Origin of the sequence: Nitrosomonas sp., from assembly GCF_022842015.1 — a bacterium.
GTDB lineage: Bacteria > Pseudomonadota > Gammaproteobacteria > Burkholderiales > Nitrosomonadaceae > Nitrosomonas.
On the sequence record NZ_JALHQJ010000107.1, the window covers coordinates 1 to 6,184 of the forward strand.

The window sequence follows — 6,184 nt, forward strand, 5'->3', positions numbered from 1 at the left end:
TTGCATATGGGGCATGTACGAAATTACACCATCGGTGATGTATTGTCGCGATACCGACGTATGCAGGGCTTTAACGTATTGCAACCGATGGGCTGGGACGCGTTCGGTCTCCCGGCAGAAAATGCAGCGATGCAGAATAATGTATCTCCTGCTAAATGGACTTACGACAACATCGCCTACATGCGCAAGCAATTAAAAAGTCTTGGGCTGAGTATTGACTGGGAGCGCGAGATTGCTACTTGCGACCCGAGCTATTATCACTGGAATCAATGGCTGTTTCTGCGCATGTTGGAACAAGGTCTGGCGTATCAGACCACCGGCACAGTCAATTGGGACCCGGTTGATCAAACAGTGCTGGCCAATGAGCAAGTAATCGATGGCTGCGGTTGGCGCACTGGTGCGCCAGTAGAAAAACGAGAAATTCCAATGTATTACCTGAGAATCACTCAGTATGCAGACGAACTGCTTACCGCTCTGGATACCCTGACCGGTTGGCCAGAACGAGTCAAAACCATGCAAGCCAATTGGATCGGCAAAAGCTACGGTGTTGACATAACTTTCCCCGCCGATACCGAATCCAGCACACCGCAAGATCTGAAAGTATTCACTACCCGCGCGGATACGCTGATGGGCGCCACCTATGTGGCGGTCGCTGCTGAACACCCGGTTGCTCTGCATGCGGCTCAAAATAATCCGGCACTACAAGCTTTTATTCAAGAATGCAAACTTGGCTCAGCCAAGGAAGCCGATTTGGCTACTCAAGAAAAAAAAGGCATGGATACCGGGTTATTTGTGATCCATCCCCTCAACAATCAAAAACTACCCGTGTGGGTCGCCAATTACGTGTTGATAGGATACGGCGAAGGCGCTGTGATGGCGGTTCCTGCACATGATGAACGTGATTTTGAGTTTGCAAAGAAATATGGGCTACCAATTAAGCAAGTAATCACAAAAGCCCGAGAAGATGGCTTCGGTGATGGAAGTGGGTATGGAGGTGGAACAAGCTCTGATGCCAGATCGGTAGATAATAGTAAAAGTTGTGACAGTAAAGTTGATACCCCTTTTTCTACCTCTCAATGGCAAGAGTGGTACGGGAATAAAGCAATTGGTGTTTGTATTAATTCAGGCAAATACGATGGCTTTGACTATAATGCCGCAGTCGATGCTATTGCTGTTGACCTTAAAACTAAAGGTCTCGGCAATAAGCGCGTGCAGTATCGCTTGCGCGATTGGGGCATTTCACGCCAACGTTACTGGGGCTGTCCGATTCCGTTGATTCATTGTGCCGATTGCGGCGTGGTGCCAGTACCGGACGATCAATTACCGGTAGTGCTGCCACAGGATCTGGTACCCGATGGTTCGGGCAATCCGCTGGCAAAAACGCCATCCTTTTACCAATGCGCCTGTCCCAAATGCGGCAAACCCGCGCGCCGGGAAACTGACACCATGGATACCTTCGTCGATTCATCCTGGTATTACGCGCGTTATGCTTGCCCGGACCAACACCAGGCAATGACTGACGAACGCGTTAATTACTGGCTGCCGGCCGATCAATACATTGGCGGCATTGAGCACGCTATTTTGCATTTGCTGTATTCGCGCTTCTGGAGCAAGGTCATGCGCGACCTTGGTTTATTGGCTGTGAAGGAACCGTTTGCCAATCTGCTGACGCAAGGCATGGTACTGAATGAAATTTTTTACCGTAAAACGAGCAGTGGGCGGATTCTCTATTACAACCCTTCCGAAGTTCAGATTCAGTATGACGAGCAAAGCAAGCGCTGCGGCGCGATTTTGCTGACGGATAATCAACCGGTCGAATCAGGCGGTATCGGCACCATGTCGAAATCCAAAAATAATGGCGTTGATCCGCAAAACCTGGTGCAAGAGTATGGTGCCGATACTGCCCGCCTGTTTATGATGTTCGCCAGCCCACCGACACAAACACTGGAATGGGCCGATGCTGGTGTCGATGGCGCTTACCGTTTTCTCAAACGTTTATGGCGACAGGTTTATGCCCATCTCCAGCTTGGTGTGATCAAGATTGATCCCGCATTACACAAAACGCTGCCCTCGGAACTCAAGATTCTGCGTTGCCAGCTGCACCAGACCATCGCCAAAGTAACGGATGATCTGGAACGTCGTCACACGTTCAATACCGCCATTGCTGCGGTAATGGAGCTTATGAATAGCCTGGCAAAATGTCAGGATAACGATCCTACCAGCCGTAACCTGATGCAGGAAGCTCTGGAAAATATTGTGCTGCTGCTTTCCCCGATTGTTCCACATATCTGCCATGAGCTTTGGCATGAACTCAGGCCGGGAACCGAGCTTTTTGCTCAACCCTGGCCACAAGCAGATGATGCGGTAATGGTACAAGACGAAATCAAACTCATTGTGCAGGTTAATGGCAAGCTACGTGGACAAATCTGTGTCGCCAAGGATGCCGAAAAAGAAGCGATGGAGAAAGCCGCTTTGACTGATGAGCAGGTGCAGAAATTTACCGCAGGGCAAACTATTAAAAAAATCATTGTCGTACCCGGAAAATTGGTTAATATCGTCGTATAAATAATTTGCATCCTTAGCCCATGATAAACATACATAAACAGCAATCTCTTCTTCTCATTATTCTGATCATCGTGGTCTTATTGACAGCCTGCGGTTTTAAGCTACGTGGACAAGCCGCTACGCTACCGTTCAAGACCATGTATGTTACCGCACCGGATGGACATACCATCGGCATAGAAATGGAGCGCATGATCAAGGCCACGCCGACAACCCGTTTAGTTGACAGCACCGCAGAAGCCGAAGCAACGCTGGATATTATCAGCGCGGTTAATGAAAGAGCTATTTTATCTTTGTCTGGTGGTGGTCGCGTACGGGATTTTAATTTGATTTACCGGGTGAACTATCGTGTGCTGGATAACAAAGGCATCGAAATTATGCCGAATACTGAAATATCCTTAACTCGCGTTCTGCCGTTTCTGGATGCACAAATCCTTGCCAAGGAATCGGAAGAAAGATTATTGGCAAAAGACATGCAATCCGATGCCATTCAACAAATCCTGTGGCGTTTGTCAACGATTAAGTTTCCTGCCGAAAGCACGCAGTAATGCTGTGATCGTTTCAGGTAATGCCTCATCACCATGCGTATAAAACTCGAGCAATTATCGCAATCTCTGCAAAAGCAAACCGCACCGCTGTACACCTTATTTGGCAGTGAACCGCTACTGATTCTGGAGGCTGCAGACTTAATCCGCACTCATGCGCAGCAGCGTGGATATACCGAACGCGAACTGTTCGCTGTGGATCAGTACTTCGATTGGTCTGACCTGCTGAATGCCGACAATAACCTGTCTTTGTTTGGTGACCGTAAAATTATGGATATCCGCATCCCCTCCGGCAAGCCCGGCAAAGAAGGCGGCAAAGCAATAGAAAACTATTGCCATGCGTTACCACCTGACACACTTACTCTTTTCACGCTACCTCGGATCGATAAGCAAGGACAAGCAACAAGGTGGTTCAAAACGCTTGAGGCTACCGGCGTTCTAGTCCAAATCTACACCATTGAGCGCAGCCAATTACCTGGCTGGATCGGTCAACGTCTCGGTAGACAACAACAAAAGACTGATTCTGCTACGTTGCAATTTTTAGCGAATCAAGTTGAAGGTAACCTGCTCGCCGCACATCAGGAGATCCAGAAACTCGCGCTACTCTACCCCAGCGGCAACTTAACTTTCGAGCAAGTAAAAGATGCCGTGCTGAATGTGGCGCGTTATGATGCATTTCAATTATCAGACGCCATGATCAATGCAGATGCCGCACGCTTTATTCGTATCCTGACCGGTTTACAGGGTGAAGGCATTGCCCCATTGCTAATTCTCGCCACTCTGACTGAACAAATACGTCAGCTGATTACTATTCGCAAGAGTTTCGACACAGGTCAATCACTAACACAGTCACTACAGACCGCCAGAATTTGGGGCGACCGGCAGAAATCAGTACAAGCTGCGGTTAAACGCATCAGCTTGCAAGCGCTAATACAGAGTTTATCCGATGCCGCGAAAATAGACCGGATGATTAAGGGGGTTACGCAGGGAGATATCTGGGATGAACTGTTGCAGTTGGGGTTGCGCCTCACAATTCATGAAAATAGATATTTCGTGAACTTTGCGAAGTAACCTTGCTCCTATTCCAACCTGTTATAGGTTAGTAGTAGCAAAATTCCAAATGGGGGAAAGCCGCCACATTTTCAGCAAGGAACCATCGCATATTGTGGAGTTTAGCGAGTAAGTACTATCACACCCATCCTGCTCGCCTGATCATAAATCCGCATAAGGCAAGCAGGGCGTTACTCAAACTTTTTCTACTACTTTTTCTGCTCTTCAGTCTTACTCTTATTTTCCTTAGTGATAGGGTTCTGCAATCCATAACCTTCTTGCTTGGCCTTGTAGCCGCCATATGCGCCGGCACCACCTGCTGCAAGCAGCCAACATCCAGACATCAGCGGGAACACGAGCAAAGTTACCATGCAACGCATCAATTTTAATTTCATCATAATCTCCAAAAAATTCTTTAAAATCTAAAATACAAATTGTCATCGTAAACTTAACTATTAATCAGGTATATACCCAATTTAATCTCAACTATATCTTATAAGATGTTTGGAGTACAAGAAAATGTCGATTGGGAAGCACTCACTAGTGACATGCCCAATAACAGTACTGACATTGATGCATGCCATTATTATCGAGATAAAGAACAGAACATGTGCCTATCTCTCATACGCCAGTACCGGCGCAAGCCATCGCTCAGCTTCTTCTACCGTCCAGGCTTTCCGTTTCGCATAGTCCTCCACTTGATCTTTGCCGATTTTTCCGACCGCAAAGAACGTTGAGTCAGAATGCGCGAAATAGAAGCCAGATACGGCAGCAGTCGGAACCATGGCAAAAGATTCAGTAATAATGATACCGGCATTTTCGGTTGCACTGAGCGTCGAAAACAACGCACCTTTTTCGGTGTGATCCGGACAGGCAGGATAACCAGGTGCGGGACGGATGCCGCGATATTCTTCGTTGATCAGCTGCATATTGGTTAGCGTCTCATCTTTGGCATAACCCCAGAATTCGCGCCGTACCCGTGCATGCATATGCTCAGCAAACGCTTCTGCCAGACGATCCGCCAATGCCTTGAGTACAATCGCGCTGTAATCATCATTGGCATTCTCAAAGGCCTTGACACGCTCGTCAATACCAAATCCAGCGCCTACAGCAAACAGGCCTATCGTATCTGGAATTCCTGATTCTTTGGGGGCGATAAAATCAGACAAGCATCGATTCGGCTTGCCCGATGGCTTCTGATCTTGTTGCCGCAAACAATGATAAGTCATGGCGAGCTTATTGCGTGACGAATCAGTATAAATTTCGATGTCGTCACCGACAGAATTGGCCGGAAACAAACCAATCACAGCATTGGCGCTCAACCATTTTTGTCCGATTATTTTCTTCAGCATCGTTTGGGCATCGCGAAATAGCTGACTTGCTGTTTCTCCAACCACCTCATCCTGCAGGATATCCGGATAACGCCCAGCAAGCTCCCACGCTTGGAAGAAAGGTGTCCAGTCGATATACGGTACAATTTTTTCTAATGGATAATTATTCAGCGTACGGATGCCAATCAGTTCCGGCTGATAGGGCTGGAAATTTGTCCAGTCAGTCTTGAAGGCATTGGCGCGCGCTTCAGTAAGTGTCAACAGCTTCGATGGACCTTTCTTGTTTTTGTGCTGGGTGCGCACTTTCTCGTATTCATTTTTTATTTCTTGCACGTAATTTGTCCGCAAATCCCGTGATAACAAATTACTGCACACACCCACTGCACGGCTGGCATCCGGCACCCAAACGGTTGGGCCTTCATAGTGTGGTGCAATTTTGACCGCAGTATGCACTCGCGACGTCGTTGCGCCACCAATCAACAACGGAATGGTAAACCCCTCGCGCTGCATTTCCTTGGCAACATGCGCCATTTCTTCCAAAGAAGGCGTAATTAAGCCGGACAAACCGATGATGTCAGCATTCTCGCGCCGCGCCATGTCAAGAATTTGCGCACTGGGCACCATCACGCCCATGTTGATCACTTCATAGTTATTGCACTGTAAAACCACGGTAACGATATTCTTACCAATATCGTG

The 6,184-nt window shown here is 47.8% G+C and carries 5 protein-coding genes; 3 read left to right on the top strand and 2 right to left on the bottom strand.

Annotated features, from left to right (window positions below; all coding sequences use genetic code 11):
- From leuS to holA, 3 genes are all read left to right on the top strand, one after another.
- The coding region (gene leuS, locus Q0C11_RS14060) for a leucine--tRNA ligase (RefSeq protein WP_293009022.1) at positions 1-2,565 on the top strand (2,565 nt) is incomplete at its 5' end.
- Positions 2,566-2,585: 20 nt separating this feature from the next.
- Entirely contained in the window at positions 2,586-3,110 is a 525-nt protein-coding gene (gene lptE / locus Q0C11_RS14065; RefSeq protein ID WP_293009024.1) for an LPS assembly lipoprotein LptE, read from the top strand.
- A 33-nt stretch (positions 3,111-3,143) separates the two neighbouring features.
- The gene (holA, locus tag Q0C11_RS14070) at positions 3,144-4,178 is read left to right on the top strand and encodes a DNA polymerase III subunit delta (RefSeq protein ID WP_293009026.1); all 1,035 of its coding nucleotides are present in this window, start codon (positions 3,144-3,146) and stop codon (positions 4,176-4,178) included.
- Positions 4,179-4,366: 188 nt separating this feature from the next.
- On the opposite strand, the gene Q0C11_RS14075 is transcribed toward holA, so the two are convergent.
- Both Q0C11_RS14075 and Q0C11_RS14080 read right to left on the bottom strand, forming a co-directional pair.
- On the bottom strand, positions 4,367-4,528 hold the full coding sequence (locus Q0C11_RS14075; RefSeq protein ID WP_293009028.1) for a hypothetical protein: 162 nt from the start codon (positions 4,526-4,528) through the stop codon (positions 4,367-4,369).
- 243 nt (positions 4,529-4,771) lie between these two features.
- Positions 4,772-6,184, bottom strand: a 1,413-nt coding sequence (locus Q0C11_RS14080) for a vitamin B12 dependent-methionine synthase activation domain-containing protein (protein WP_293009030.1), incomplete at its 5' end; no start/stop codon positions are given.

What these genes read in the sequence shown, in the direction of transcription:
- Q0C11_RS14075 (WP_293009028.1), bottom strand. Translation starts at nt 4,528, where the DNA reads ATGGTAACTTTGCTCGTGTTCCCGCTGATGTCTGGATGTTGGCTGCTT.
- lptE (WP_293009024.1), top strand. Translation starts at nt 2,586, where the DNA reads ATGATAAACATACATAAACAGCAATCTCTTCTTCTCATTATTCTGATC.
- holA (WP_293009026.1), top strand. Translation starts at nt 3,144, where the DNA reads ATGCGTATAAAACTCGAGCAATTATCGCAATCTCTGCAAAAGCAAACC.